This is a genomic window from Pseudoalteromonas sp. T1lg21 (assembly GCF_002964625.1).
Lineage (GTDB): Bacteria > Pseudomonadota > Gammaproteobacteria > Enterobacterales > Alteromonadaceae > Pseudoalteromonas > Pseudoalteromonas gelatinilytica.
Genome location: NZ_PQBX01000061.1, coordinates 272471 through 299176, shown reverse-complemented (window position 1 = coordinate 299176; position 26706 = coordinate 272471). Strand labels below are relative to the sequence as shown.

The window sequence follows — 26706 nt, the reverse complement described above, 5'->3', positions numbered from 1 at the left end:
GCAGCAAATAAGTAAACTGAATCACTCACTTGTAATACCAATTCGCTTAATTAAGTGATCTATTTTGAGGCAAGAAAACCTCGTTGATAACAAGGCAAAAATTTCGTTATTTAGTTGTTCTAAATCAGAAATTTTTAACGCAGTTAGCGACAGGTTTAATCCCTCAAAATGATTATGTATTATTGCGGATTGGTATAAGCTAAAAAATATTAAGGCGTTAACAACACGTGTTGTTAACGCCTTTTACTCGAAGCAGATTTAAAAAGCAGGCTATTAAACTTTAAACTGACTGACTAAATCTTTAAGGTGCTGAGCACGCGATAATAAGCTTTGCGTACCACGCTGTTGTTGCTCAGCGTTATCATGTATTTGCATTGCACTGTCTGAAATATCATGAGCCGACTGATTGATATGCTCAACCACCGTGCCCTGCTCTTCTGTGGCTGCTGCAACTTGATGATTGCCTTGGCTGATAATCTCAAACTTCTGCTGAATAGACTGAAGTGCAGACACTGCAATATGCGTAAGCTCAGTCACTTTTTGACTACTTTGCGTACCTTCAGCAATCGCTTCTTGAGATTGCAACGATGAGCTTTGTAAGCGCGAAATCTGTTCTCTAATTTCAGACGTTGATGTTTGCGTACGCTGTGCAAGTGAACGCACTTCATCAGCGACTACAGCAAAGCCACGGCCTTGCTCACCCGCTCTTGCCGCTTCAATTGCCGCATTCAGTGCCAATAAATTAGTTTGTTCTGAAATTGCATTAATTACTTCAACAACCGAGTTGATCTCAGCGGCTTGATTTGCAAACTCACCGATACTTTTATCAACCGTGATCAAAATGTCATTCAGTTCATTCATGGTTTGCGCTGTGGCAGCCATACTTTGATTGGTTTGCACGGTTTCTCGTACCGCTTCTTCCGTGTCGCTTGCTGTGCGATGAGCAATATCAGACACCTCGTTAATAGTTTGCCCCATTTCTGTAATAGCTGTGGCAACTTGATCGGTTTGCGCGCGCTGATCTTCGGTAGCAACAAAGGTTTTATTGGCAAAGCTCGCAAGGTCATCAATCCCCTCTCGCATCGCTTGCTCGGTAACACTTATTTCATCTACCAACTCGGCCACTTTACCTATAATGGCATTAAAGCCCTTTGCAAGATGCCCCAATTCATTATCAACACTGTCATCTAAACGTTTTGTTAAGTCACCGCCTTGGCCTGCCATACCGAGCAGCTCGTCACCAACACGGCGTATTTTCTTACTGAGCCAATTCGCAAAATAAAGCGTCAGCACTAAGAAGATACCCGCAAGCACAACACTCACAATAATCGACATCCAAACGACTGCATTAATCGCGCTTGATATCTCTTGCTTAGGCTGAACCGCTACAAGAGTAAGGCCAGTGCCTTCAATTGGCATAACCCCAGCGTAAACATCTTCATCAGCGAGCTCGACTTGCGATAGTGTAAAGCCTGTGTGTTTACTACTCAAAAAGCCTTGTAATGCGCTTAATGACGCCACGCTTGTGACTTGTTTACCGATATAAGCATCATTTGCGTGTGCAATAATTCGCTTGCTGTCATCAATTAAGAATAAATACCCTTGCTCGCCAATTTTACGCGACGTGACAATGCTAGAAATATCTGAAATATCATAACCAAGCCCCGCAACACCGAGTCGTTGCCCAGCTATTTCAACTAGCGTGTTAACGTATAAAGTGAGGTGTCCGCCCTGCTCACTCACATCTAAGGCGAGCGCTTGGCGTTTATCTGAACGGATGAAATCAAAAAACCAACTGTCTCTTGGCTCACTTTGTGAGATTGATTTGAAAAGGCCGTCTTGCGTGTAATAACTCATTGAGTTTTTGCTTACCCAAAACACCGATGACGCGCCGCTTTTTCTTTGTAAGTCAGCAAAGTACGCCATAACACGTTGATGAATTGGCGAGCTTTTCTCACCTTCGCTCATCCACGTATGCAGAATTTGGTTTTCAGCTAACGACTGTGACACAGAGATGGGGTAACGCATTTGAGCATCTATTTCGGCAGCCACTTTACCCACAGCGTCAGGCAATAATTGCTTTTCTGTTTGTTGGTAATAAAGCCGAGAAAATTGGCTGGTATTGATTAAGGCGCTAACCACAGTGACAACAAACAATGCAATTAACACAAAACTAATAAAAATAGTGCGCAGCGATAAGTTTCGCATTCAGCAAGCCTCATACTTAATGGTGGAGTTTTGGTTTTAGATCATCCTTGCGTCTTACCTATAATTTTAGGTAACAAGTCTGTGTTAAGCAATTGCTATTTAAGCTTTTACTATTGTTTTTGTATGAATAATTATCAAACTCAAACAGAATAGGAACAAACGCCAGCTTGTACCTTTTATTAGTTAAAATAACAGCTACAAACAGCTTACTGAATAAAATCGTGCTTATTACGACCCTGCTATTATTGCCATTTTTTGCTTATAGGATTTTGGCGACATGCCATACCAGCGATGAAATGCATGATGAAATGCACTAATTTCAGAGTAGCCACATAAAAAGGCTATTTCAGTGATTGAGAGATCTGTTTCGATTAACAATGACACACTTTTTTGCTGTCTTAAACTTGCTAATTCGTTACTAAAATTTGTGCCCTCTTTTGCAAGACGGCGCTGCAGTGTTTTTTCACTCATATTAAGTGCTTTTGCCATTGCTTTACTGGTCGTTTGGCCTTGAATTAAATGCTCTTCAAGTAAAATTCTCAGCACCTGCGTCACATTCGTTTGCGTCACCAGTTTCATCTGGCTTGATAACACAGGTTCACTATCGGTATTTTCGCTAAAAAAAAGGCTATGGGTCGTTGCGCCGTATTCAATGTTGCAATTAAAGTGCGCATTAATCTCACTGTGTGGCTCTTTACGCTGCAAGCAAATTCGCGTTGGGTGCCAATCTTTTCCCTTTACAGTGCGCGCTATTTTTACACAAAACGCCATGGGCGCTTCGTAGCTTAGCAATGACATATCGCGCTCACCATCACTAAAGTTAAAGCGAAGTTCATACTCACTACCATGATCTATCAAAGACACATTATGGGTATCCCCCATCAATTTTTGATAACGCAATATCAGCCGAAAAGCACTCAATAACTGAGTTGACTGAATAATCGCCATGCCTACCACCGGAATAGCCCGTACATTCATGTTACTGCCAACATAAAGACCTAAATGGGTGTTTGGTAACATGGCTTGCGCTTGCTTCCAAAGCATACTGACACTGGCTTGTGGGTATCGGGCTGTTTGGCTACTTAATTCTGCTACAGGAATATTTGCCGCTGCAAACAACTCATTAATTGGTAAGCCCTGCCATTTAAACGACTCAGCCATAGCACGTAGCCACCAGCTTGATAAGGTTCTCATGAGCGTCCTAAATAAACAATTTAATGACCTATATTATCAAGTAAATAAAAGAATAAAAGCCTATTGTTTACCTGTAATTAACAACGGAGACAACAATATGGGCACTGTAGCAAGTAAACGCGAGTTCGCGAGCTTTAAAGAGTTTTACCCCTATTACCTACAAGAACACAAAAATAAAGTCTGTCGACGCTTACATTTCATTGGCAGCTGGATTGTTTTGGCTATTTTGTTTGCCGCTATTTATCAGCAGCAATATAGCTGGCTAATTTTATGCCCTCTAGTGGGCTATGGCTTTGCTTGGGTTGGTCATTTCTTTTTTGAGAAAAATCGTCCCGCTACTTTTACACACCCTTTTTATAGCTTTATCGGTGATTGGGTCATGTTTAAAGACATTATTGTTCGCAAAGTACCATTTTAGGAAAAGCCATGACCATAAAACACACAGTATCAGAACAAGAATGGCAAGCCCGTGTTGAGCTTGCTGCCGCGTATCGCTTAGTTGCTTTATATGGCTGGGATGATTTAATTTTTACCCATATTTCAATGCGCGTTCCCGGCACAGACAACGAGTTTTTGATTAACCCCTATGGCATGATGTTTCACGAAATTACGGCATCAAGTCTAATCAAAGTAGATCAACAATGTAATAAGCTGCATGACAGTGAATACCCAGTTAATCCTGCGGGGTTTAATATCCATAGCTGTATTCATATGGCGCGAGATGATGCCCATTGCGTTATTCACACCCACTCACTCAATGGCACGGCGGTGTCTGCAAACAAAGACGGCTTATTGCCTATCTCTCAGCAAGCTGTTGTTGTGCACTCAGGTTTGGGTTATCACGACTACGAAGGCATAGCCCTTAACCCTGCAGAGCAAGACCGTTTAGTGAATGACCTAGGTTCTAATAACTTTCTAATGCTACGTAATCATGGCCTATTAAAGTAGGTAAAACGGTCGCTGATGCATTTTTGTTTATGTATGTTTTTGAAGCTGCATGCGCTGTACAAACTCGTACTTCACAAAATACCGAGCAACTCGTACAAGTACCTAGCGCGATTATTGAGGGTATCAAAGGGCAAACTGAAGTTGCTACTAAGGGACTGGGTGGCGCAATTGCTTGGCCTGCCTTACTGCGCTTACTCGACAATAAAAGTCCGGGTTACGATCAATAAGGATATACCATGCAAATTGATATCATGACTAAAATAGTGCTGCCTTTAGCACTATTTATCATCATGTTTGGCATGGGGTTAGGGCTTAAAAAGCAAGACTTTGGGGCATTATTTATTAGCCCCAAAGCACTTTCAATAGGCTTAAGCTGCCAACTACTGTTATTGCCAAGCGTTGCGTTTTTATTAGCAATGAGTTTTACCCTAACCCCAGAGCTCGCTATAGGTCTGATTTTAGTGGCTTGCTGCCCTGGCGGTGTGACTTCAAACCTCTATACCTATTTATTCAAAGGGGATGTTGCGTTGTCAATAAGTCTTACAACGCTAGCCACATTTATCTCACCGTTTACCTTGCCACTAATTATGCATTTTGCCATGCAAACGTTGAGTGTGCCGGGCCACGAATTCGCTTTGCCAGTGATTAAAACCATAGTGCAAATGCTGATGATAACGGTGCTTCCTGTTTGTTTAGGGATGGTCTTTAATCATTTTAAAGCCCATTTCAGCTTGAAAATAGAACCCTTTATCCGTCGTTTTTCGAGCGTATTCTTAATTGTGATAGTGCTTAGCATTATTCATAAAAATGCCGACCAAATGCTGAGCTTTTTTGCGACTAGCGGCATTGCAACGCTGACATTAAACCTCAGCACGCTGTTACTAGGGTTGTTTTTTGCAAAAATATCGGGCTTAGATCACAAGCAACAAATGAGCATTGCGGTTGAAGTTGGGCTACAAAATGGCACTCTTGCCATTTTAATTGCGAGTACCTTAATCAATAATGCCGCTATGGCAATTCCTGGTGCAACTTATAGCTTATCAATGTTTGTGACGGGTTATATTTTTTGTCGTTTATTTAGCGCGCATCAGACAAAACACCTTGCCATTCTCAACAAGGCATAAAAGCCAAGAGTGATGACTAAAAACAAGGAGGTTTTTAATCATTCAGAAATCACAAAGTAATAAAAAACAGTTAAAAATTAAGATAACCAAACGAGCTAAAACAAACCTAATAACAAAGTTCATCACCCATCCTCACTATTAATTTTTTATTTATTTTTCAAAACTATACCTAAATTATTAGTTATAAATTTAGCCTTGTGGTCAGTCTTGTTTATTAAGATATTTTCGTTCACTATCAATTTATGGCTTGTTATATAGGGACATATTGTGGCCGAACTTAAAAACTCTAAACTGCCCGTCCATATTGCTGAATTAAAGTTTGCACTTGATAACGTACCCGCATACGTTTATATAAAAAATGAACTCGGGCATTACGTTTATGCTAATAAGCTTACCTTGGGTTTATTTGCCTGCTCTGAGCAGGAATTACAACATAAGAGTGATGTTGACTTCTTCCCAATTTCTGACGTAAAAAAACTAGCGAAAATAGACAAACGAGTGCTTAGCGGTGAACGGACTCGTGAAGAAGTTAAGCTAACCTTTCCTGACGGACATCAATATATTTTCTGGGAAGTGAAAACCCCTATTATTTGTGACACAGAGCCGAACAAAGTCATCGGCATTTTAGGTATTGCTACAGACATTACCGAACGAAAACACCTTGAAGAACAACTCCTTTATGCTGCCTCTACCGACCCGTTAACTGAACTTTTAAACCGCCGCTATTTTTATATTCGTTTATCGCTTGCGTTACAAATGAGCAAGCGCGACCAAAACTACGGCGCGGTGATATTTATCGACCTGAATAAGTTTAAAAAGTTAAACGACCAATATGGCCACAACACAGGCGATGCTTATCTTGTTGAAATTGCTAATCGAATGAAAACGGTTGTGCGCGAAAAAGACTGTTTAGCCCGCATTGGTGGCGATGAGTTTGTTGTATTACTTGAAGGGCTTGGTCGTGATGAGCAAACAGCTAAACACAACGCTCATCGTGTTGCCGATAAATTACAAACGGCTATCGAGGTTAAATTTATTCTTCAAGATATCAGCTATAAGGGCTCAGCCAGTGTTGGCGTCACCATGTTTTTAGGCACGCAAAAAACAGCCGATGAAATCGTTGCACAAGCTGACCAACATATGTATTTGATAAAACATGCACTTAAGTATTAATACAAATCCTAAATAATTAGACGACTCTTAAGCTGGTTGCAATTACAAATCATTAGCGTGCTTTGCTTTGTGGTGGTAATCTGAGCAGTGAAAAATAATAGTAATTGTATTAAGGAAAGTACATGGATCCCATTTCAAGTATTTTAGACCTCTTGTTAAATGTAGAAGTCTTTATTCTAATTTTTATTTTAGTGCTACTAAAAAGCAGCGTTAAATTTGTGCCGCAAAACCGTGCTTGGTTAATCGAGCGTTTTGGTAAGTACCATTCAACCAAAGAAGCGGGCTTAAACTTTATTGTGCCATTTATCGACCGAATTGCCGCTGATCGCAGTTTAAAAGAACAAGCGCAAGATGTGCCTTCGCAGTCAGCTATCACAAAAGATAATATCTCGCTTATCGTCGATGGTGTGCTGTATTTCCGCGTGCTTGACCCGTATAAAGCTACTTATGGTGTTGATGACTATGTGTTTGCGGTTACTCAGCTATCACAAACAACGATGCGTTCTGAGCTTGGTAAAATGGAGCTAGATAAAACCTTTGAAGAACGTGACATGTTAAACACCAACATAGTTACGGCGATTAACCAAGCTTCTGAGCCTTGGGGTATTCAGGTTTTACGTTACGAGATAAAAGATATTGTACCACCAAACTCTGTAATGGAAGCAATGGAAGCACAAATGAAAGCTGAGCGTGTGAAACGTGCACAAATTTTAGAGTCTGAAGGTGATCGTCAGTCTGCTATCAACGTGGCAGAAGGTAAGAAGCAAGCGCAAGTTCTTGCAGCAGAAGCTGAAAAAGCAGAGCAAATCTTACGCGCTGAAGGTGAAGCTAAAGCGATTATCGCCGTTGCTGAAGCGCAGGCAGATGCACTTCGTAAAGTAGGTGAAGCCGCCGATACAGAGCAAGGCCAAAAAGCAATTCAACTAGACCTAGCCACTAAAGCCATTGCCGCTAAAGAAGCGATTGCTCGTGAATCATCTGTGGTATTACTTCCTGAGAGCGGTACCGATGCAAGCTCACTGGTTGCTCAAGGTATGTCTATTATTAACTCTTTGAATAAAAAGCAACAAAGTTAGGTGAACTGATGGCATTTTTAGATACGCATTTAGCCGAAGCCTTAATGATTTTAGGTGTTATCGCACTAATTGTTGAAGTAGCGGTACTGGGTATGAGTACCTACGTATTATTGTTTTTAGGCTTATCTTTATTTGCCAGCGGCTTACTAATGAATACAGGCCTTTTAGACTCGAGCTACACCACCGCGCTTTGGAGCAATATAGTGTTTACTCTTGGCTTTGCAGTGGTACTTTGGCAACCACTCAAACGCATGCAAGATAAAACCGATACTAAGCCGATACACAGTGACTTTGCTGAGCTTACCTTTGTCGTTAACGCAGATGTTGATGATAAAGGGTTAACCACACATCAGTATTCGGGTATTACATGGCAGTTAAAAAGTCATTCTCCCATTGCTGCGGGTAGCACAGTAAAAGTGACCGACAAACAAGTTGGTATACTTTGGGTAGAGGCGGTATAACTCAGCTTGAGTCAAACCTCACTTAGAGTCAAAACTCTATTTAGTTTTGTAACCGTGTTTGCTATGGTTAGAGGCACTCACGGTTACAAGCAAGGTTGCGAAAATGAACAATAACAAGGCACTCGTTGTAGAAGGTGGCGCAATGCGTGGTATTTTTGCCACTGGCGTCCTGGATGCTTTTATTCAAGCTAATTACCAACCTTTTAATCAATGCTATGGTGTTTCTGCCGGAGCTACTAACATTGCCGCTTATCTGTGCGCCCAATACAAACGTAACCATGCAGTGATTACTGATTACTCTTGCCGACCTGAATTTATTGATTTTGTTCGTTTTATTAAAGGTGGCCACCTGTTTGATTTAGACTGGCTCTGGCAAGAAACCATCCGTGATATTCGCCTAGATCTCGACACCTTCGAAAAACAAGCCAGTGAGTTTTATATTGTCACAACCAATATACAAACTGGGCAGGCAGAGTACTTAAAAGCAAGTGCCACTCATCTTGAACAGCAATTAAAAGCCTCATGCGCGTTGCCTATTGCATATCGAGAATTTCCCGTTATCGACAATTTACAGCTTACTGATGGTGGCGTGGCAGATTCTATTCCTATTCGTAAAGCATACGAGATGGGTAATAAAGAAATCACCGTTATTTTATCTCAGCCTCTTGGCTATAAGAAAAAGCCTTCTAAAGCGCCTTGGTTTGTTAAACGTCTTTATAAGAAGACCCCGGCATTAGCTGAAGCCACCTTAAGGCGTGCAGAAAATTACAATCAAAGCATTGATTTTATTACCAACCCGCCAAGCGATTGTAAAATTAATATTATTGCACCGCCCCCCAACTTTGCAGTTGGTCGAACAACGAAATCATTTGAAAAACTCAGTGCGGGCTATGAAATGGGCTTAAATGCGGGTACACATTTTTTAACTCAAGTTGCCTAAGCTAACGCATTAAAAAACAGGAACAATCTTCAAGCGTTTTCGAGGTCATTGGCTATACTTTAAAGAGTTACGTTAGCCAAGGATTGACCATGAAACTCCCCTTAACTTTTATTACTGCCTTCAGGGTTTTAATACTCTCTTTTCTATGTTTATTTTCATTTTTTAGCCAAGCTATTGAGTGGCCTCAACAAGTGCAAACATCACAAGGCACACTCATTGTTTATCAACCCCAACCAGAGAAACTCAACGGTAATACTTTAACAGCCCGTGCAGCAATGTCATTTTCATTTTCAGGCAATGACGCTGTGTTTGGCGTATTTTGGTTTACCGCTAAACTAGATACTGATCGCGAAAACGATACCGTCACTGTTCGCAATATGATTGTCACCGATGTACGCTGGCCTGAATCAAAAGATGCAGGAGAACAAAAATTTACTGCTGTCGTTAATGAAGCAATAAAAGCCAGTCAATTCGAAACCTCGCTTTCGCAACTTACCGCCAGCCTTGAGAGTGCAGAAGCAGCAGAACAAAGTTTAACGCAATTAAAAACCGACCCTCCAACGATTATTTTCAAAGAGCAACTGTCGGTATTACTGAGTTTTGATGGTGAACCTAAGTTTAGTCAGATTGAAAACAGCCAATATGAGCGTGCTTTAAACACCGCCATGACAGTGATTAAAGATAGCAAAAGTAAACTTTGTTATCTCACCGATGGGCAATTTTGGTATCAGGCAAAACAAGCCAAAGGGCCTTATGACTATACTCAGTCGCCACCTGCTGAACTTGTAAAAATGCTCCCTAAAGATACCGAAAGCTCAGATCTAAGTGCACCACCAGCCATTGTTGTAGCCACTAAACCCACAGAGCTTATTGCAACTGATGGCGCAGCTAAATGGAAAAGCCTAACCGGTGGCGAGCTCATGTATGTGTTTAACACTGAAACCCCGTGGCTACGTGAAATGCAAACGAATAACATGTATGTCTTATTATCTGGGCGCTGGTATCGCGCAAAACAACAAACAGGCCCTTGGACATTTGTACGTGGCGACGAACTACCAGAAAGCTTTGCCAATATTCCACCTGAATCAGATTTAGGTGGTCTCAGAGTTTCAGTTGCTGGTACTGAAGAAGCTGACGAAGCAGTATTAGATGCAAAAGTGCCGCAAACAGCGGCTATCAGCCGTAAAGATACGAGTTTAACTGTGTACTATGATGGCAAACCTAAGTTTGAACGTATCCCAGGCACGCAAGTTTCTTATGCCATTAATACGGATGCACAAGTGCTGCAAATTAAAGGCAAATATTATGCAGTCGATAATGCGGTGTGGTTTAAGGCAGATTCCGCGCAAGGGCCTTGGCTTGTTGCTGATAGCATTCCAAAAGATGACATCGCAAAAATTCCTCCAAGTTCTCCCGTTTACAACGTCACTTACGTCGAGATATACGAGTCAACTCCTGAGGTTGTGTATGTTGGTTATTACCCAGGTTACATGTGGTCATACCCTTATTATGGCGTGCCAGTGTATGGAACGGGTTGGTATTACCCGCCATACTGGGGCGGTGGCTACTACTACCCTCGCCCACCAACGTGGGGTTTTAATATTGGCTATAACAACTGGACCGGTTGGTCGTTTGGCTTAAGTTGGAGCAATGGTTTTTTAAATTTAGGGATGAATTGGAATGTTGGATGGCCAACCCATTATCGACCTTATCATTGCTGTAATGGCTGGTATGGGGGTGGTTACCGCGGCCCTGTTATTATTAATAATGGCAACATCAATATTGGTAACAAAATTAATGTTGGCCATAAACCAGGTCATCATGATAAACAGCCAAGACATAACATTTATAAACGCGATCAAAGTAAATCTCGTCTTGCTTCGAAGCAGCAAGTGAAACGCGATTTAAAAACAGCCATCAGCCAACGCGATAAAGCAAACAACGTGTTCGCCGACCAAAAAGGTAACGTGCTCAAGCATGATGCCGATAAATGGCAACAACGTGTTGAAGGTAAATGGCAAACTATCCCCGCTGATAAACAGCAAGAAATCAAAGAGCGTGCACAAAATATTGACCGTCAACAAGTACAAAATAAATTGCAAAGTATAGATAAAAGTAAAGCGAAGCAAACATTGCAGCAGCGCCAGCACACACAAAATAGGCAACAAAATCGTATGCAGCAATTAAATCAAGCAAATAGAGCACGTCAGCAAGGTATGCAGCGCCAACAAATGCGTCGTAATACACAAAGACAGATGCCTCGGCAAATGCCTAATCGCGGTCATTAATGTAAAAACAGGAACAAAGCAAAGCCAGCGTAAATACTGGCTTTGTTATCTTAACCAGAGCCAACGGCTCTCTTTGGCTACCTTTAAGTCGTAATAGATATCTATCTTAAGAAAAAGCCTGCAAAACAATTGCAAAAATTTGCTTAAAACCATTTCTCTATTAGCTTTAATACTAAGTCCTTACAAAAATTTGCACGCTCATGTTAAATAACTACACCGTTCGTACGCGATTAGCCGTCTTGGCTTTGTTACCGGTTACAGTTTTTGTGATCACCTCTATTTTTACAATGTCTATTATGTCGGACATGGTAAAAGGCATCGACAGTTTATATGACGATAGAGTCATCCCCCTTGAACAAATAAAAACAGTATCGGACAATTACGCCGTTAGCATTGTTGATCTATTCCATAAATACCGTGCTGAGCAAATTTCAAAAACTGACTTTCTAGCCGCCGTTGAAAATGCAAAAGACGTTGCTGACAGCAAATGGAAAAGCTACTTAGGAACTAAACTAACCACAGAAGAGCAGCGCTTGGTTAATATCGTGGAAAAGAATCTTGCTGTGGTACAAAGCGCACTCAGCACGTTTTTAACCCAAGTTAAAAGTGACCAACTTAAAGCAGTGCCCAACGAGGTGTTCGTAAAAAATCTTTACGATGTGTTTGACCCACTCAGTGAAAGTTATCAAGGGCTAATAAACTTACAAATCAATGAGGCTAACAAGTTTAAAAACGCCGCAGATAAAGACTTTGCTCAAGTCACCATCGCTATGACCGCATCTATCACCATTTTAATAATTGTGTTGCTGGCTATTGCCTTTATCATTTACCGATCTATTCATAACCCATTGTTATCGTTAAGTGAAACGATAGGTTCTATCTCTGAAAATGCCGATTTACGTCTGCGCGCAAAAACCCATGGTAATGACGAAATAGCCCAAGCAGCAAACCACTTTAATGCCATGATGGAGCGCATTCATGCATTAGTAAATGATGTAACGAGCGCCACTCTCACCCTTTCATCTGCTGCTGAGCAAATGAACTCAATTAGCGACCAAGTTGCAAGCACAGCCACAGAGCAAGAGCATCAATCAGCGATGATTGCCACCGCCATTACACAAATGAGTAGTGCCATTGAACAAGTGGCCGCAAATGCATTATCAACATCAGAAAAAGCCACTCACACTGATAAAACAGCCAAGCAGGGTCAGCAGTCTGTGCAAGAAAATATCGATGCAATAAACCGTTTATCACATATCGTTAATGCGAATACAAAACTAATCAATGAGTTAAATACACAATCAACCGATATCAATCAAGTGGTGATGATGATCCAAGGCGTTGCAGAACAAACCAATTTACTTGCATTAAATGCGGCCATTGAAGCAGCACGCGCAGGTGAGTCGGGTCGCGGTTTCGCGGTGGTGGCCGATGAAGTCAGGCAGCTTGCGCACAACACGCAAAAAGCAACAGCCAGTATTAACGAAATGATCAGTAAACTACAAGCAATGGCGCAGCAAGCAGTTACCGCCATGGGTAATGCAGACGAAAGTGCTAAACAAAGTGTTGAATATGCAGAGCGCTCATCACAATTACTGACTGAAATTACTAAAGAAATGGCACTTATTGCCGATATGAACAACCAAGTATCAACCGCAACGGATGAGCAAACCACTGTTGCCAACGAACTAAGTTGTAATATTAATGAATTTAGTAGTAGCATTTCACTGGTTAGCGAAAGCTCGCAACAAAATGCGCAAGCCAGCCAAGAATTGGCCTCATTGGCTTCGCGTTTACAACAGCAGGTGCATGTTTTCAAAGTATAGTCGTCTAAAACTGCGCTCAAAAAGCAGAGACTCGAAATAATGAATAGAGCAATACTGATATTACTAATGACCTTTGCTCTGTCGAGTCTACAAGCCTTTTGCCATGAACAAATTGTTATACAGCTTGCGAAGCCAAATTATACCGATGCGGTAAAAAACCAATATATTCACGATATTCTCGACAAAAGTTTTGCCGCAATGGATGCGGATGTAGTGCTGCTATACAATGTTAAGCCAATGAATAATAAACGTATTGTAGAGCAGCTGAGTCACAATAAAACAATTACATTAGCATGGCTTTCTTTACCTCACGAGCACACTGATTCTCTCGTCAAAACGACAATCCCACTCTATAAAGGGCTACACGGCAAGCGCTTACTGATTATTCGCCATGAAGACCAAGAAAAGTTTAGCGGCATTAAAACCCTTGCTGATTTAACTCCCTTGGTTGGCCTGCAACAGCAAAGTTGGTCAGATTATACCGTATTGAAAAACAATGGTTTAACAGTTAATGGCGAGCTTGATTACCCAGGGATGATAAAAGCCCTTGAAACAGGACTCGGTGATTACTTTCCACGCTCAGTACTGGCTATTGGCACCGAACTGAATAGACTAAAACAGTTCAATTTTGTCATTGCGCCAAACATTATGTTGCAATACCCCAGCGACTATTACTTTTACCTAAGCAAAGAGAATCAACACATTAGAGATATGCTAGAGCAAGGTATGCAAAAACTGCAGCAATCAGGTGAACTTGAGCAACTCTATTTGCAATATTTTGGTGATGTTGAAAAACAATTTTCTTTAAAGCAACGTCACATCATCACGCTAAAAAATAAGGAGTAAGCATGCTAAAAGCGCTGCTAATTATCATTATGACATTGGCGATTTTTGCTGCGGGTTTTATAGCTGGCGTGTACAGTTTACCTATTTTAACTGAACAACTAGCACCCGATATTGCGGTTTTGAAGCAGCACCAAGGTCGAGCTCAGTTTAGTGCAACGTTTAAACCCGACCTTAAAGGCTCAGATCGCTTTCATTATGGTGATGGCATGGTGTATCTAACCAATGATGCTATTTCTATGCAAGGCACGTTATCACCAGGGCCTGACTATCAACTTTATTTATCGCGAAACTTTATTGATAACGAAGCCGATTTTTTAGCACAAAAAGGCACTATGCAGCGTGTTGCAGGGGTGCGTTCGTTCAATGGCTTTAAATTAGTTGTACCACAAGGTATTGATGTCAGTGATTACAATACAGTGGTTATTTGGTGTGAAAGTTTTGAGGAATTTATAACCGCAGCGCAGTATCAGTAGCTTGATTAATAAAAACAAAGCCGCCTTTGGAGAGGGCGGCTTTAAAGCGGCAGCTATGGGTGTGAGCTGCCTAATCAAGAGTCATTGTTTATGCAACTAATTAGGCTGCATCTTCTGTGCTTTGAGTCTCATCGCTGTGGCGAATTAAGTAATCAAATGCACCTAAACTTGCAGTTGCACCACTGCCCATTGCAATAATGATTTGCTTAAACGGTGTTGTTGTTGCATCACCTGCCGCGTAAACACCCGGTAATGATGTTGCACCTTTGCTATCAATTTCGATTTCGCCAAAGCGAGTCAGTGATAACCCTGAATCTTTTAACCATTCAGTGTTTGGCACTAAGCCGATTTGCACAAAGATACCTGCAAGCTCAAGTGATTTTTCATCGCCAGAGATGCGGTCAATATAGCTTAAGCCTGTTACTCGTTTACCATCACCAACAACTTCTGTCGTTTGCGCATTTTTGATAATCGTAATGTTCTTTAAGCTATTTGCTTTACGAATAAGTACTTCGTCAGCACGTAAAGTATCAGCAAATTCAAGCACGGTGACATGCTCAACAATGTTTGCAAGGTCAATTGCAGCTTCAATACCTGAGTTACCACCGCCGATCACCGCAACAGCTTTACCTTTAAATAACGGACCATCACAGTGAGGACAATAAGCAACGCCATGACCGCGATACTCTTTTTCACCTGGTACGTTCATTTCACGCCAGCGTGCACCGGTTGCTAATACCACTGACTTCGCATTTAAAACCGCACCATTTTCTAGCGTGATTTGGTAATTACCTTGCTTAGTAAGCGATGCCGCACGTTGATTTTGCATAACATCAACGTCGTATTCTTTTACGTGCTCTTCTAGTTGAGCAACTAATTTAGGACCTTCGGTCGCTTTCACTGATATAAAGTTTTCAATTGCTAACGTGTCAGAAACCTGACCACCAAAACGCTCTGCAACCACGCCGGTATTTAAGCCTTTACGTGCTGAATAAATTGCCGCAGAAGCCCCTGCTGGTCCACCACCCACAACAAGTACGTCAAATAACTCTTTATCGTTCAGTGCTTCGGCTTGGCGTGCAGCCGCTTTGGTATCGACTTTATTTAAGATATCAGTCAGATTAACTGCACCTTGACTAAACAGCTCGCCATTTAAATACACCGCTGGCACCGCTAGGATATTGCGCTCGTTCACTTCGTCTTGGAACAAGGCACCATCAATCATAGTGGCCGTAATGCTTTCGTTGTGTGCTGCCATTAAGTTCAGTGCTTGCACTACTTGCGGGCATGTTTGACAACTTAATGAAATATACACTTCAAAGTTAAGTGGCCCAGGTAATGATTTAATTTGTTCAATTTCACTCTCTGACGCCTTACTTGGATGACCACCTGTGTGAAGAAGTGCAAGGATCAAGCTCGTGAATTCGTGGCCCATAGGCACACCCGCAAATGTGATTTGCGTATTGTTTATAGGTGAAGATACCACCATAGATGGACGACGCACGTCTTGGTTAGGGTTATCTCGCACCGAGAATTTGTCGCTTAACGATGCTAAATCGTTTGCTAAGTTTTTAAGTTCTGTTGATTTATTGCTGTCATCCAAGGCGATAAGCAGCTCAACAGGGCTGGTAATAGAAGCAAAGTGGCTTGTTAATTGGTTTTTGATATTCGTATCTAACATGGCTTAGCCCTTGAGTTCAGAATAAATAATCTAGAAAAAATTTAGGGATAACTGCCCATCACCCGCTAATGTGCTTAATGTGAGTTGTGATGGGCAATTAAGGTTGCATTGAGATAGCAAAGCAACACTTTGCTATCGTTTAATGCAGTGGCAAATTAGATTTTGCCAACTAGGTCTAGTGAAGGAGCAAGTGTCTCTTCACCTGGCTGCCATGATGCAGGACATACTTCACCGTCGTGGTTAGCAATGTACTGTGCAGCTTGTACTTTACGTACTAACTCTTTCGCGCTACGGCCGATGCCTAAGTCGTGAGTTTCGATTACTTTGATTTCGCCTTCTGGGTTCATTACGAATGTACCGCGAAGAGCAAGACCTTCGTCTTCAATCATCACACCGAAGTTACGTGTAATACGACCTGTTGGGTCACCGATCATTGGGAATTTGATTTTACCAATTGTGTCAGACGTATCGTGCCATGCTTTATGAGTGAAGTGCGTGTCAGTTGATACTGAGTAAACTTCAACACCCATTTCTTGTAGTTGCTCGTAGAAGTCAGCAACATCACCTAGCTCAGTAGGACATACGAAAGTAAAGTCTGCTGGGTAGAAGAAGAAGATTGACCACTTACCTAGCACGTCTTTTTCTGTTAGCTCAACAAAGTCACCGTTGTGGTAAGCTGTTGCATTGAATGGTTGTAGTTTTGTGTTAATTAATGAAGTGCTCATAGTATTCCTCATTGATGTATTTAAAAATGTTTAATTAACGCAGCCTTGCGTCTGCTTGATTAATACAATAGAGGTGTGAGCGATTAAAATAAAATTGATTGTTTAGATTAAATTGATTTGTTTTTTAGATTGAAAAATAAAAAGAAGCAAAAACTACAAAGCCCTCAAACACTTACGTCATAGAGGGCTTTCTCTTCAGGGATTAAAGTTACTTACTAAAACCGTATAAACTCTTTGGTTTAATGTAGTTAGGCTCAATTCCTTGCTCTTTTGCAGCTGCTAACATCACTTGTTCAATCCAACCTGCATCCATAATGTTCATATAGTTGCCATCTGGGTCAAAGTTAATGTTAGACCCCATAACCACCATAAAGGTATCGGTCACTTCAGTGTTGTCTGCTGGTACTTGAAATTGATGAATCGAACCGCCTGGTTCAAACAAATAGCTGCCTGCCACTTGTAAATCATCTGGGTATTCTGTGTAGTGCCAGCTGCCTGCTAATGTATACAAATGTACAACACCGGTATGAAAATGCTTTGGTAATACCGTACCCGGCTCAAATAAAACACGTAATACCCATACCCCATTCTCAGAATCCAGCATGAGTGGATAAATGTGTACCCCTGGTAAGGCGTTTTTAATCAGCTTTTCATCATTGGTATGAATAGTCAGTAAGAAATCTTGATGATTAATAATATCTGGTAATGCCATGTGTGTGCCCTCTTTTCACTTGCTTTCAATAAGTTAACTAGTTGTCTTTAATTTGCTGTGGCGGTATCTGTGTGTGGTTCTTCTTTACAAAGCCCTTGCCCATACGCCCACTGCAAAGCATGTTGCATACCTTGCTGTAAGGTAAATTCAGGTTGATAACCAAAAATATGCTGTGCCTTTTCATTACTATAAGCTGCACTTTTACGACTCAACATGCGCATGGTCGACGGATTGATATCCGTGGTTTTACCAACAAGGTGATAACACCACTCAATAAACCCTGTTAGCTTTATCGCTAAAGCCAAATTCACTACTGTGACGTGCTTTTTCCCTTGTGCCTGCGCCAAATAATTAAAATAAGTTTGGTTAGTTACTTGCTCAGGGCCCGAAAGATTAAAAATTTCACCGCTTGCATCGTCGCTTATCGCACTTTGGTAAATACCTTTGACTAAGTCATCAATATAAACAGGCCCAAACATGCCCTCTGGTACCATAAACATGCCTTTGGCGATTTCTTGTAATGGGTAAGCTATCCACGGTCTTGAGCCGGGCCCATAGACATCGCCAGGGCGAATTATTGTGACATTGAGTTTTTTACTGGCGTGATAGCTTAGCGATAAATGCTCGCTCATCATTTTCGAATCGTTATAGGCTCTGCCATCAGGGAACAAAGCGCTTTACCGTGTTTGCAGCCAGCGCTGCATCCAGTAAGTTTTTAGTCCAACCCACATTCGCCTGCCATGTTTGCTTATAGCTAAACGCATTTGAAACAATTGCCGCTGTATGAATAACTAAATCGCAGTCATTCATTAATGAGCGCCAACTCACTGGTTCATTCAAGTTACCTGCAACAATGTTAAACTCTTCACAGGGCGTTAAATCAACGCCACATACATCGACCCCATGCGCTTTAAAGTAGCGTGCGAGTGTGCGGCCAATAAAACCATTGCCGCCACTGATAAAAACTTTTGAATAGTTCATTGTGTGTTCCTCTAAGCACGTTACAGCCTTAATTGCAGTTCGCAGGCTGATTGGTTAATACATTGTTAAACTTTAATGGCATCATTTACTTTACTTTTCACGCAATTTTTTTTACTTTTTACGCCAACGCACTAAAAAAGAGCACACTATGCCCCGGCTAACACACGCACCTGATCTAATTAGAGTATCTGCTCTACATGGTTATATTGAGCTGATAGAAAGTAAATTGGTAAACCCTGATGCACTACTATCGCGCGTTGGTTTAGATCGAAAACAACTCTCTGAGCCAAATAATTTTGTGCAGTATCAACAATTGATCCAGCTGTTAGAAATCACGGCTAAAGAGTTAAACCTACCCTATTTTGGCCTTGAGCTAGGCCGCTGGCAGAGCTTAAATATATTGGGCTCAGTCGGTTACTTGATGGGAAACTGCGACACCCTTGAAATGGCGCTAAAGAACTTAACTAAGTACTATCATGTACATCAAAATAGTGCTGATTTACTGCTCGAAGTTGGTCAAGACTATGTAAAACTCTCGTTTTTAGTACGCAATAGTTTAAAAATAAGTGTTCACCATGGCGCGGATTTAGCTATGAGCGTAGGCGTCAATTTATTAAAACAATTAACCGATGACCAAATAAAACTACATCGCTTAGAACTTCCCCATAGTGGGAATGAAAATCCTAGCGTATATCGTCAAGCGTTAGGTCAACTCCCGGTATTCAACTGTGCCCATACTGCAGTGGTATTTGATAGAAAGTATTTAAAGATCCCTATCAAAAACTCAGATAAACAATTATTTTCGATACTTAGCCAGCAGCTTGGGGATCTTAAGGACACTAAACGAGAAAACATTTCAGATCACGTTGAGGTGCTGATCAAGCAATACCTACTTCACGAAGACTTTGGTGTAAACCTGATAGCTGAAAAACTATCAATGAGTGCCCGTAGTTTACAAAGGCACTTAACAAAGCATGACACAACCTTTCGTGAGTTAGTTGACGATGTACGTTGCAATTTAGCACATCAATATTTAACTGAAACTAGTCTCAGTTTATCGAACATCTCAGATATCTTAAGCTTTTCTAATTACAGCGAATTTACTCGTGCGTTTAAACGCTGGTATGGCATACCACCAAAAGATTACCGTAAGTCACTTTAGCCTTTTTGGCGCAAAAAGTTAAAAACAGGTCGTATAAAGCTAAGTTTTCGGTTAACAATTTATATATATTGACTAGCTAGTTTCGCTAATTAGTGGTCGTGCAATGTTAAGAAGAGTGTTTATTACCGGTGCCAACAGTGGTATCGGATTCGAATTGGCAAAGCAATATATTCTAAGAGGTGACGATGTTGCATTATTCGACTTACATTTTTGCGCACAAACTAAACAATCGCTCGGTGAGCTTGCCGATTATTATCAATACGTTGAGTTTTTTGCGACGCCTATCTGTGATACTGAAGCACTGCAAACCCAAGTAAATAATGCAATTGCAGCGATAGGAAAGCCTGATTTGGCTATTTTCAGCTGCCATACTTATGAGCAGCTAAGTAACGAAAATAGTATTGCTTGTCAGCACTTTGCAACAGTCATCACGCCACACTTGGGCATGAACAGTCACCTAGCACTGACCACACCGCTTATTGATGCCACTCAATTTACACCACAGCCCAGCGCCTTGATTTTAGCCAAAGAACTCCGTAAAAAATTTAAACCTAACAACATAAAAGTCAGTTTAATTTGTGCAAGTAAAACGCACAGTACTTTAGCCAACCCAGCCTATGCTGCAAAACACATTTTGCGCGGCTTGGATAAACAAAAATTAATGGTGATCCTAGGCTTACAATCTAAACTAACCTATATCATGAGTCGTTATTTGCCAAATTGGATAATGGATTCAGTGATGGATCGCTTGATAAAACAACAACTAATAAGAACAACACGCTAAGGAATACCCATGAACACACATGATAACCTCACGCAATTAATTGAGCATACGTGTCAGACTTATGCCGAACTTCCAGCCTATAACAGTGCGGGAAAAACGCTCAGCTATGCACAAGTTGAACAACAGTCTCGTTATTTAGCGCAGTGGTTTCAACAGCAAAGTGGCCTTGTTGCAGGGGACAGAATCGCCATTCAATTACCGAATATTGTTGATTACCCTATCGTTACCTATGCAGCATTTCGTGCCGGATTAATCGTTGTCAATACCAACCCACTTTACACCGCTCGCGAAATGCTACATCAGTTTAATGATGCCGATGTAAAAGCCATTGTTATTCTTGACGCCCTTACCGATAAATTAGCAACTATTATCGATGATACGTCAATCAAAACCGTTATTGTTGCAGCCGCGGTTGCTGAGCCGACATTGCAAGAGGGTCAATTTTCGTTAAATGAACTTATACGCCAAGGTGAAAGACTCGCTCCTCTTAACGCTCATCAAGCCAGTCGTGATGATATTGCTGTTTTACAATACACCGGCGGTACCACAGGAGTTGCCAAAGCGGCGATGCTGAGTCATGGCAACATATTAGCCAATGCCGAGCAAATGAATGAGCGCTTTGATGACATTTTAACGCCCGGTCAAGAAACCGGTATTTGCCCGCTTCCGCTTTATCATATTTACGCCTTTACGGTGAACATGGTTGGTCTATTTGCTATGGGGCAATTTAATGTACTGATACCAAATCCTCGTGATTTAGATGCCTTAGTTAAACAAATCGAACCATTTGATATTAATTACTTTTCAGGCATCAACACCTTATTTATTGGCTTGTGTATGCACCCGGGGTTTAAAGCACTGAATTTTTCTAACTTAAAAATGACCGTCTCTGGGGGCGCAGCCCTCACACATGCTGCAGCCGATGCGTGGATGAATACCACAGGTTGCACAATCACAGAAGGCTATGGCTTGTCAGAAACCTCGCCTGTTGCAACCTTAAACGACTTTAAAAAAGAAGAAATTGGTAGCATAGGCCGCCCACTTTCAAACACCACCGTCGAAATTTGGAATGAAAATGATGAGCCTGTAGCTGACGGTGAGTCCGGCGAGATCGTTGTTAAAGGCCCGCAGGTGATGATGGGTTATTGGCAGCGCCAAGATGAAACCGATAAATGCATGAAACGGGGCTTTTTCAAAACCGGTGATGTGGGTCTGAAGCTTCGAAGTGGTAATTACAAAATTGTAGACCGCTTAAAAGACATGATTATTGTTTCTGGCTTTAACGTGTACCCTAATGAAGTTGAAAACGTACTTTGTCAGCACCCTGCTATCTGCGAAGCGGCCGTAATTGGCGCAAAAGATGAAAAAACTGGGGAGCGTGTTTGTGCCTACATTACCTTAAAAGAGCAGATTGATGAGCAACAAGTGAGTGACTATTGCCGCGAAAACTTAAGTGCTTATAAAGTGCCTAAATCAATCATTTTTATGGAACAATTACCTAAATCGACGGTTGGCAAAATTCTACGTCGAGAGTTACGCCAACAATAAAGCGATCGTTTTAGCCGCCTAACTGGTATAAAATAACCACGAGTTATTTTATACCAGTTAGGCGGCTTTAAGGTCATTATGGAAAAGTTTATTAATCACATTCAACTCGGTTACTTCGGTTTACTGCCATTTTTAGGCTGCGTTGGCTGGCCACTCATTGCTGGCAGTAATGCCGTCAACTTAGACTTTTTCACTTTTTATAGTATCGCCATTTTAGCCTTTATGGCTGGTAACTTATGGCATGCAGGCCAGCAAACCCATGCTGATGCCATTAAAGCGATTATTCCTATTCTACCGATTGGCTTTTTAAGCTTTTTACCAACAACCTGGACTCTCGCTTGGCTCGCTGCAAGTTTCTGGTTGGTGCTGTTATTCGAAAAAAGCTCACCACAGTGGCAAACCTATCATATTGATTATCAAAAAATGCGTTTCGTTTTAACGTCTGTGGTTTTTGTTTGCCATATTTTTGTAATTGGCATGAGTATCTATCCTGAGTAGCCCTTTTATCGCGATTGCGGTAACATCCGCGGCTCAGTTTTTTAAGGACTTGCTATGATAGATCAACTTCGCGCTAAACTAGATCACCTTGGCGAAAATTACGTCGAGAAGAATGCTCACTTCAAAGTGAAAGTGATCCCGTTTTTCTGTTCCATTCAAATAAAAAAAGACCATAAAAAACAAGGTGGCTTAACTTTTTATTCGAATCAACTGATTGAAATCTTCTTGGCAACACTATTTTTGTTGTTTGGCTTAATGCTGTTTGATGCCGATGCTGGATTGACCCACGGACCTATACATATCGCCTTTGCAGTGCTAATAAGCTTTAACTTGATCATCAAGCAAATTGCCATCGAAGGACTCAAAACGCGCTTAGCGCTTTGCCCTGAAATAACCATCGAAGAACAGCCTGAGCAAGGCAAATAAGCTATGTTTTTAGACCCTAGTTGGCGCATCTTAACGGTGGGCGATGGTGACTTATCTTTTTCTTTGGCCTTAGCTCGCCATTTAAAACCCGCCATGCTGATTGCATCAACCTATGATGATGCAAATACCATAGAGCAAAAATACAGCGTCAATGCGCTTAGTTCACTGCAACAGTTAAATATAACAACCTTAACTGAATTTGATGTCACTAAACCCGATGCATGGCAGCGCTTAGGCGACGCTCGTTTCGATGTAGTTATTTTTCAATTTCCCCTTATACCTGCGTTTAAAGGTGAAGCAGCATTTAAAGCAAATACCCAACAAGGCGGTATGAATGTTTTAAACCGAGCCTTGTTGCATCGCTACCTAGACTACGCAAGCCAGTTTGCATTAGATAGAAATGGCCCGATGTTGTGTTACATCACCTCTAAAGATGTAAAACCGTATCGTGAATGGAATATTGAAGGCAGCTTGAATCAAGGGCTAAACTGCCATTATCTTGGCCAAATGCCATTCGATATTAATTTATTCCCGGGCTATAAAATTCGTAATGTTGACCGCGATAAACACGTTAAAGACACCAGCGGCATTACCTATGTATTTAGCGAAAAAACTGACAATGAGATTACTGCTAAGCTGACTTTACCCGCTTATTTAGGCGATAAACACTGTGCATTATGCCGCGTAGGCCCTTATATGGCACAGGAAGATGAAGACAAACATGTGTTAAGCAAAAAGCACAAACAAATGGAAAAATTTGAACAGGATTGGCAAGCATGGCTTGCACAAAATAACGAGGAGTAACCATGAACTTTGTCATTGTTGGTACCAACTTTATAAGCGACACATTACTGAGTGCAGCTAAACAGCTAGAAGCGTTTTCCTTATATGGCGTGTGCTCACGAGCGCAGCAAACTGGCGAGGCTTTTCTTGCTAAACATGACCTTGCAGATGCTAAAGTGTTCACCCACATTGAACAAGTATGCCAAGATCCATTGGTCGATGCCGTCTACATTGCTGCACCAAATAGCTTACACAAAGACTATGCTGTAATGTGTTTAAAAGCCGGTAAACATGTTTTAGGCGAAAAGCCTTCGGCTGCTAATAGCAAAGAACTTGAGGCTATCATTCAAGCGGCAAAAACGCATCAACGCTTATACATGGAAGCGATGATGACCACGCATTTACCAAACTTCGCACGCTTAAAAAATGCCCTCACAAAAATTGGCACACCCCGCAAATACATTGGTCAATATAGTCAGTATTCATCACGTTACGATAAATATAAAAATGGCGAGCGCCCAAACACTTTCTTGCCAGAATTTGCTAATGGTGCATTAGTCGATTTAGGTATCTATCCGCTGTATATTTTACTCGCAATATGGGGCGCGCCTCAGAGTGTAAAAGCCAGTGGTGTGTTACTTGAAACCGGTGTTGATGGGGCTGGTGACGTATTATTAAATTACGCTGATAAGCAAGCGGTGATCAGCTACTCAAAAATCTCACAAGGCGATAACTTTACTGAAATCCAAGGTGAAAAAGGTCGCATTCGTATCGAAGCCGTCTCTTTATTAAAGCGCATGCAATATATCGGTAACGATGGCACGGTTGAAGAACTCTCTGAGCAATTTGATGAACACTTTATGCGCCATGAAGTAAGCCACTTTATTCAAGCAGCGAATGCAGGACAGATTGAGTCATCAGTTAATACTCATACACTGTCAAAACAAGTTATGGCGGTGCTTGATGAAGCGCGAAGCCAACTTGGCGTTGTGTATCCCGCAGACCAATAAATACATTATTCAAGGGCAGTTAACACTGCCCTCTTTCATTTTAGCCACTCAACATAAGCTTAAATAATTACCCACAATTAAGTTTCTCATAACTTTTATTCAAATTAGATTTTTGTACTATGGTTAATAGTATTTACTTTCAATAAGAAGGGTAATACTTTGACTATTCGCTTTTTACTCAGAGCCGTTTTCGCAGCAACTATTACCCTTGCTGCTGGGCTACTTTTAATTATTCTATTCTTGCAGTCAGGCCAAGATAAAAGTATGGACTCTGCTCAGCAACGTTATGAGCTCAGTCACCTTGCCAAGTTTTCAGCTGCAAACTCGATTCATTTAACCGAACTTGCCCGTCAGCATGTTGTGACCTTAAACCCTCGCTATGCAGATGAGTACCACCAGCTTGTTGATCAAATTGAAGGCAAAGCAGCTTGGCTTAACGGCGAAAAGAAAAGTTTCGAACAACGTCTAAAAGCGTTTAATGTAGCCGCTGATGATTTAGCCCTGTTGCAAAAATCAAATGATTTGTCGCTCAAACTGGTTGAAACAGAAGAACAAGCATTTAGTTTAGTGGGTGACTTGCTTGGTCGCGATACAAATAACTTAACTGCAAGCGAGCATAAAAAGTGGGTGCAAGCTATTACGCTTTTAACCAATGATGCATACATGGCCGAAGTTGAAAAAATTCAGCAACCTGTACAAGCATTTTTAAGTTCAATTGAGAAAAAAAGTGCGGCTGAAGTCAAAAGCAATCACGACCGTGTGGTTACCTTAAGTTTAATTAGCACAGTTTTAGTTCTGACTATTATTGCTACCTTGATAGTGTGTTACTGGCAATTAGAGAAAAAAGTAATTAAAGCAACCCATGCCTTAATTGATGAAGCTAAGCGTATTTCTGAAGGGGATCTGTCTCGTTATATTGACCACGAAGCCGATGACGAAATAGGCCAGCTTGCGAGCAGCTTTAATATTATGGTTGATAAACTGTCTCAGCTTCTTAAAGAAATTCATGATCAATCAGAGCAAGCGCAAGTGGCTGCAAAAAGCCTCGACGAAATTTCACAGCAAGCTAAAACGCTCAATGATATTCAAAGCCAAGCGATTGAAGTGATTTCAAGCTCAGTCTATGAAAACTCAACGGCTGTTAAAGAGGTTTCTCAGAACTGTGCAGCCGCAGCAAGCAGTGCTACCGCAGCCAATCAAAAAACCCAAGAAGGCCTTTATGTTGTAAAACAAGGGGTGAGCTCAGTTGAGTCTGTGGCCGATACATTAACAAAATCACTCACTGACCTTAACCAACTCGAGGCCTCAGTGAATGAAGTCACGGTTATTTTAAGTGTTATCAGTAATATTGCCGAACAAACTAATTTATTGGCACTCAATGCCGCAATCGAAGCTGCCAGAGCGGGTGAACAAGGCCGAGGCTTTGCCGTTGTTGCCGACGAAGTACGAACGCTGGCAAGCCGTACGCAAAGCTCCACCCTTGAAATTCAAGATAAAATTGACTCATTACAATCGGCAACTAATGCGGTGACACAAAGGATCCGCTCTAGTGATAATCAAATTAAAGAGGCAGTGATCAATTCGGAAAAAGTGGGCCATATGCTCGATGAAATTAGCGTGCAAGCAAAAGCCATTTCTGAGGCCAATATGACCATTGCTTCTGCATCTGAACAGCAATCTCAAGTGACAGAAGAAATCGCCCAGCGCTTAAATGAAGTACAAGACACCAGCCGTAAATCACAGCAACAAACGCAAAGTATCTCATCTTCATCGAGTAAGCTGGCTAACTTGGCAAATAACTTAAACGGGCAAATTAACCGATTTAAATTAAGCTAGTCG

At 41.4% G+C, this 26706-nt stretch carries 25 protein-coding genes and 1 pseudogene; 19 read left to right on the top strand and 7 right to left on the bottom strand.

Features of this window, described 5'->3' with window-relative positions:
- Positions 1 to 273: 273 nt before the first annotated feature.
- Together C2M25_RS18040 and C2M25_RS18035 are read right to left on the bottom strand one after the other, a co-directional pair.
- Complete coding sequence (locus C2M25_RS18040) at positions 274 to 2208, bottom strand: methyl-accepting chemotaxis protein (protein WP_105181777.1); 1935 nt, start codon at positions 2206 to 2208, stop codon at positions 274 to 276.
- A gap of 228 nt (positions 2209 to 2436) precedes the next feature.
- The gene (locus tag C2M25_RS18035) at positions 2437 to 3402 is read right to left on the bottom strand and encodes an AraC family transcriptional regulator (protein WP_105181776.1); all 966 of its coding nucleotides are present in this window, start codon (positions 3400 to 3402) and stop codon (positions 2437 to 2439) included.
- Positions 3403 to 3499: 97 nt separating this feature from the next.
- Here C2M25_RS18035 and C2M25_RS18030 point away from each other — a divergent pair, with 97 nt between their 5' ends.
- The 11 genes and pseudogenes from C2M25_RS18030 (at position 3500) to C2M25_RS17980 (ending at position 14557) form a co-directional block, all read left to right on the top strand.
- Positions 3500 to 3820 (top strand): DUF962 domain-containing protein, encoded by a 321-nt coding sequence (locus tag C2M25_RS18030; RefSeq protein ID WP_063701346.1) that lies wholly within the window; start codon positions 3500 to 3502, stop codon positions 3818 to 3820.
- An 8-nt stretch (positions 3821 to 3828) separates the two neighbouring features.
- Positions 3829 to 4577 (top strand): annotated as a pseudogene (locus tag C2M25_RS18025) (class II aldolase/adducin family protein).
- Between the two features lie 9 nt (positions 4578 to 4586).
- The gene (locus C2M25_RS18020; RefSeq protein ID WP_063701163.1) at positions 4587 to 5474 is read left to right on the top strand and encodes a bile acid:sodium symporter family protein; all 888 of its coding nucleotides are present in this window, start codon (positions 4587 to 4589) and stop codon (positions 5472 to 5474) included.
- A gap of 267 nt (positions 5475 to 5741) precedes the next feature.
- Positions 5742 to 6647, top strand: coding sequence for a sensor domain-containing diguanylate cyclase (locus C2M25_RS18015; RefSeq protein WP_063701165.1), 906 nt, complete (start codon positions 5742 to 5744; stop codon positions 6645 to 6647).
- 122 nt (positions 6648 to 6769) lie between these two features.
- Complete coding sequence (locus tag C2M25_RS18010) at positions 6770 to 7723, top strand: SPFH domain-containing protein (RefSeq protein ID WP_063701167.1); 954 nt, start codon at positions 6770 to 6772, stop codon at positions 7721 to 7723.
- 8 nt (positions 7724 to 7731) lie between these two features.
- Positions 7732 to 8184, top strand: a complete 453-nt coding sequence (locus C2M25_RS18005; RefSeq protein WP_105173599.1) for an NfeD family protein — start codon at positions 7732 to 7734, stop codon at positions 8182 to 8184.
- A 103-nt stretch (positions 8185 to 8287) separates the two neighbouring features.
- Complete coding sequence (locus C2M25_RS18000) at positions 8288 to 9124, top strand: patatin-like phospholipase family protein (RefSeq protein WP_063701171.1); 837 nt, start codon at positions 8288 to 8290, stop codon at positions 9122 to 9124.
- Between the two features lie 191 nt (positions 9125 to 9315).
- Entirely contained in the window at positions 9316 to 11412 is a 2097-nt protein-coding gene (locus tag C2M25_RS17995) for a carbohydrate-binding family V/XII (protein ID WP_234003608.1), read from the top strand.
- Positions 11413 to 11612: 200 nt separating this feature from the next.
- Complete coding sequence (locus C2M25_RS17990; protein WP_105173601.1) at positions 11613 to 13238, top strand: methyl-accepting chemotaxis protein; 1626 nt, start codon at positions 11613 to 11615, stop codon at positions 13236 to 13238.
- Positions 13239 to 13277: 39 nt separating this feature from the next.
- Positions 13278 to 14084: a substrate-binding periplasmic protein gene (locus tag C2M25_RS17985; protein ID WP_105181775.1), complete on the top strand. Its 807-nt coding sequence runs from the start codon at positions 13278 to 13280 to the stop codon at positions 14082 to 14084.
- 2 nt (positions 14085 to 14086) lie between these two features.
- Complete coding sequence (locus tag C2M25_RS17980; protein WP_105181774.1) at positions 14087 to 14557, top strand: DM13 domain-containing protein; 471 nt, start codon at positions 14087 to 14089, stop codon at positions 14555 to 14557.
- 100 nt (positions 14558 to 14657) lie between these two features.
- Here C2M25_RS17980 and ahpF read toward each other — a convergent pair whose 3' ends face one another.
- The 5 genes from ahpF to C2M25_RS22215 all read right to left on the bottom strand — a co-directional run bounded on the left by ahpF (position 14658) and on the right by C2M25_RS22215 (position 18656).
- The gene (ahpF, locus tag C2M25_RS17975) at positions 14658 to 16238 is read right to left on the bottom strand and encodes an alkyl hydroperoxide reductase subunit F (protein WP_105181773.1); all 1581 of its coding nucleotides are present in this window, start codon (positions 16236 to 16238) and stop codon (positions 14658 to 14660) included.
- 155 nt (positions 16239 to 16393) lie between these two features.
- The gene (gene ahpC, locus C2M25_RS17970) at positions 16394 to 16963 is read right to left on the bottom strand and encodes an alkyl hydroperoxide reductase subunit C (protein ID WP_063701183.1); all 570 of its coding nucleotides are present in this window, start codon (positions 16961 to 16963) and stop codon (positions 16394 to 16396) included.
- Positions 16964 to 17171: 208 nt separating this feature from the next.
- A complete protein-coding gene (locus C2M25_RS17965; RefSeq protein WP_054562481.1) occupies positions 17172 to 17675 on the bottom strand; it encodes a 2,4'-dihydroxyacetophenone dioxygenase family protein in 504 nt (167 codons plus the stop codon).
- Positions 17676 to 17722: 47 nt separating this feature from the next.
- Positions 17723 to 18310: an NAD-dependent epimerase/dehydratase family protein gene (locus C2M25_RS22090; RefSeq protein ID WP_105181772.1), complete on the bottom strand. Its 588-nt coding sequence runs from the start codon at positions 18308 to 18310 to the stop codon at positions 17723 to 17725.
- 25 nt (positions 18311 to 18335) lie between these two features.
- A complete protein-coding gene (locus C2M25_RS22215) occupies positions 18336 to 18656 on the bottom strand; it encodes an NAD-dependent epimerase/dehydratase family protein (RefSeq protein ID WP_105181771.1) in 321 nt (106 codons plus the stop codon).
- Between the two features lie 148 nt (positions 18657 to 18804).
- Between C2M25_RS22215 and C2M25_RS17950 the strand changes: the two genes are divergently transcribed.
- From C2M25_RS17950 to C2M25_RS17915, 8 genes are all read left to right on the top strand, one after another.
- Complete coding sequence (locus C2M25_RS17950) at positions 18805 to 19818, top strand: AraC family transcriptional regulator (protein WP_063701187.1); 1014 nt, start codon at positions 18805 to 18807, stop codon at positions 19816 to 19818.
- 103 nt (positions 19819 to 19921) lie between these two features.
- Positions 19922 to 20602, top strand: coding sequence for an SDR family NAD(P)-dependent oxidoreductase (locus C2M25_RS17945; protein ID WP_158679744.1), 681 nt, complete (start codon positions 19922 to 19924; stop codon positions 20600 to 20602).
- 9 nt (positions 20603 to 20611) lie between these two features.
- Positions 20612 to 22150, top strand: coding sequence for an AMP-binding protein (locus tag C2M25_RS17940; protein ID WP_105181769.1), 1539 nt, complete (start codon positions 20612 to 20614; stop codon positions 22148 to 22150).
- 78 nt (positions 22151 to 22228) lie between these two features.
- Positions 22229 to 22648, top strand: a complete 420-nt coding sequence (locus C2M25_RS17935) for a DUF3429 domain-containing protein (RefSeq protein WP_105173610.1) — start codon at positions 22229 to 22231, stop codon at positions 22646 to 22648.
- A gap of 54 nt (positions 22649 to 22702) precedes the next feature.
- Complete coding sequence (locus C2M25_RS17930) at positions 22703 to 23074, top strand: hypothetical protein (RefSeq protein WP_063701198.1); 372 nt, start codon at positions 22703 to 22705, stop codon at positions 23072 to 23074.
- Positions 23075 to 23077: 3 nt separating this feature from the next.
- Positions 23078 to 23878 (top strand): class I SAM-dependent methyltransferase, encoded by an 801-nt coding sequence (locus C2M25_RS17925; RefSeq protein ID WP_105173611.1) that lies wholly within the window; start codon positions 23078 to 23080, stop codon positions 23876 to 23878.
- Between the two features lie 2 nt (positions 23879 to 23880).
- Complete coding sequence (locus C2M25_RS17920) at positions 23881 to 24867, top strand: Gfo/Idh/MocA family protein (RefSeq protein ID WP_063701205.1); 987 nt, start codon at positions 23881 to 23883, stop codon at positions 24865 to 24867.
- Between the two features lie 159 nt (positions 24868 to 25026).
- Entirely contained in the window at positions 25027 to 26703 is a 1677-nt protein-coding gene (locus tag C2M25_RS17915; RefSeq protein ID WP_105181768.1) for a methyl-accepting chemotaxis protein, read from the top strand.
- The last annotated feature ends 3 nt before the right edge of the window (positions 26704 to 26706 follow it).